This window comes from Streptomyces sp. SID1328, from assembly GCF_009865595.1.
Lineage (GTDB): Bacteria > Actinomycetota > Actinomycetes > Streptomycetales > Streptomycetaceae > Streptomyces > Streptomyces griseoluteus.
Genome location: NZ_WWKH01000211.1, coordinates 1 through 2976, shown reverse-complemented (window position 1 = coordinate 2976; position 2976 = coordinate 1). Strand labels below are relative to the sequence as shown.

Genomic DNA, 2976 nt, shown 5'->3' with positions numbered 1-2976 from the left:
GAACTCGGCGGCAAGAACGCCATGCTGGTCCTGGAGGACGCCGACATCGAGAAGGCCGCCGCCGGTGCCGTCCGCGCCTGCTTCTCCTCGGCCGGCCAGCTCTGCATCTCCATCGAGCGGCTGTACGTCCACGAGTCGGTCGCCGACGCCTTCCTGGAGCGCTTCGCCGCCCGTACCAAGGCCATGCGGCTCGGTACCGCCCTCGCCTACGGCGCCGACATGGGCTCGCTGGCCGGGGAACGCCAGCTCAAGGCCGTCGAGGCGCATGTGACCGAGGCCGTCGCCAAGGGCGCCAAGGTGCTCGCGGGCGGGGTGGCCCGGCCCGACATCGGCCCCTACTTCTTCGAGCCGACCATCCTCGACGGCGTCGACGACACCATGTCCGTCTGCGCCGAGGAGACCTTCGGCCCGGTCGTCTCCGTCTACCGCTTCGGCTCCGACGACGAGGCCGTGGAGCGCGCCAACGCCACGCCGTACGGCCTCAACGCCTCGGTGTGGACGACCAGTCCGAAGCGCGGCACGGAGATCGCCGCCCGGCTGCGCACCGGCACGGTCAACGTCAACGAGGGGTACGCCCCCGCGTACGGCAGCGCCCAGTCCCCGATGGGCGGCATGAAGGACTCCGGCCTCGGCCGCCGCCACGGCTCCGAGGGCATCCTCAAGTACACCGAGGCCCAGACCGTCGCCCGCCAGCGGCTGCTGCCCATGGCGCCCTCGCTCGGCATGGACGACGCCGCGTACGCGGCCTTCATGAGCCGCAGCCTGAAGGTGATGAAGGCGTTCCGCTTCCGCTGACGCCCTCCCGCCGACCCGATCCGCCCGTTCCACCACCGTTCTCGACGAGGAGAGCACGTGCCGCAGGAGAAGACTGTCCAGACCCGGAACGAGGAAGGGCGCGACGACGGTTACGACTACGACGTGCTCGTGGTCGGCTCCGGCTTCGGCGGCTCGGTGACCGCCCTGCGCCTGACCGAGAAGGGTTACCGCGTCGGCGTCCTGGAGGCGGGCCGCCGCTTCACCCCGGCCACCCTGCCCCGCAACTCCTGGGACCTGCGCAACTACCTCTGGGCCCCGAGGCTCGGCCTGTACGGCATCCAGCGCATCCATCTGCTGGGCAACGTCATGGTGCTGGCCGGCGCGGGCGTCGGCGGCGGCTCCCTCAACTACGCCAACACCCTGTACGTGCCGCCGAAGCCGTTCTTCGAGGACGCCCAGTGGCGGCACATCACCGACTGGCAGGACGAGCTGTCGCCGTACTACGACCAGGCCAGGCGGATGCTCGGGGTCCGGCTCAACCCGACGACCACCCCCTCCGACACGCACCTGAAGGCGGCGGCGCAGCGGATGGGCGTCGGCGACACCTTCCACATGGCGCCGGTCGGCGTGTTCTTCGGGGACGGCGAGGACGCCGACGGCACGGCCAAGGCGCGGCCCGGCGAGCAGGTCGCCGACCCGTACTTCGGCGGCGCCGGGCCCGCGCGGCGGGCGTGCACCGAGTGCGGCGAGTGCATGACCGGGTGCCGGCACGGCGCGAAGAACACCCTCAACGAGAACTACCTGTACCTCGCGGAGAAGGCGGGCGCGGTGGTGCACCCGCTGACCACCGTCGTCTCCGTCACGGACGACTCGCGCGGCGGCTACGCGGTCGCCACCCTGCCGACCGACCGCAAACGCACCGGCCAGGGGCGGCTGTTCACCGCCCGCCGGGTCGTCCTCGCGGCCGGCACCTACGGCACCCAGACCCTGTTGCACCGCATGAAGGCCAGCCACCTGCTGCCCCACCTCAGCGCCCGGCTCGGTGACCTCACCCGCACCAACTCCGAGGCCCTGGTCGGCGCCCAGACCGACGACCGGCGCTACCGCAAGGCGCACGGCGCGGACAAGGTCGACTTCACGCGCGGGGTGGCCATCACGTCCTCCGTCCACCCGGACGCCGACACCCACATCGAGCCGGTCCGCTACGGCAGGGGCTCCAACTCGATGGGCGGCCTGACCATCCTCCAGGTGCCCTACGCCGAGGGCTCCTCCCGCGTCCTCGGCTGGGTCGCGCACGCGGTCCGGCATCCGGTGCAGTTCGCCCGCTCGTTCTCCAACCGGCGCTGGTCGGAGCGGACCATCATCGGCCTGGTGATGCAGTCGCTGGACAACTCCCTGACGACGTATCTGAAGCCCGGCGGCGTCGGCAAGGGCCTGCTGACCGCCCGGCAGGGCCACGGGGCACCCAACCCGACCCAGATCAAGGCCGCCACCGAGGCCGCCTCCGCGCTCGCCGCCGAGATCAACGGCTTCGCGGGCAGCAATGTCGGCGAGCTGATGGGCACCCCGTTGACCGCGCACTTCCTCGGCGGCTGTCCGATAGGCGACTCCGCGGAGACCGGCGTGATCGACCCGTACCACCGGCTGTACGGGCACCCCGGCATCTCGGTGGTGGACGGGGCGGCGGTCTCCGCGAACCTGGGCGTGAACCCGTCGCTGACGATCACCGCGCAGGCCGAGCGGGCCATGGCGTACTGGCCGAACAAGGGCGAGGAGGACCCGCGGCCGGCGCCGGGGGCGGCGTACCAGCGGCTTGAGGCGGTGGCGCCGCGTACTCCGGCGGTCCCGGCGGACGCCTTCGGCGCGCTGCGGCTGCCGCTGCTCGCGGTGCCCGAGGTACCGCGCAAGAAGGGGTGAGCGGGCGGCTCGGAAAGAGACAGGGACCTGCGTCCCCCTCCGAACGCAGGTCCCTCGATTCTCACCGTTTTCTTGATCCCGGTGCCTGGTTCGATGCGTGAGGACGGCCGGGGGTTGTACCGGTGGCCCGGATTCCGGAGTGGCGTCGATCACATAAGGGTGCGGCGCGAGAGTGCGGGCACGACGAAGGGCCCCGCGGGACTCGGCCGCGGGGCCCTTGTCGTCGGCACCGGTGCCGGGGAGGTGCCGGTGCCGGGGAAGCGGCGCCGGGGGGTCGCGCCGCCCGCCTCGATGGTCCGCACC

The 2976-nt window shown here is 72.2% G+C and carries 2 protein-coding genes; both read left to right on the top strand.

Translation table 11 applies throughout. From position 1 onward, the window contains the following. Positions 1-795: aldehyde dehydrogenase family protein (locus GT030_RS06255; protein WP_161200222.1), on the top strand; the 795-nt coding region annotated here is incomplete at its 5' end. A 57-nt stretch (positions 796-852) separates the two neighbouring features. Continuing rightward, positions 853-2673, top strand: a complete 1821-nt coding sequence (locus GT030_RS06250) for a GMC family oxidoreductase (protein ID WP_161200221.1) — start codon at positions 853-855, stop codon at positions 2671-2673. Positions 2674-2976 lie beyond the last annotated feature (303 nt).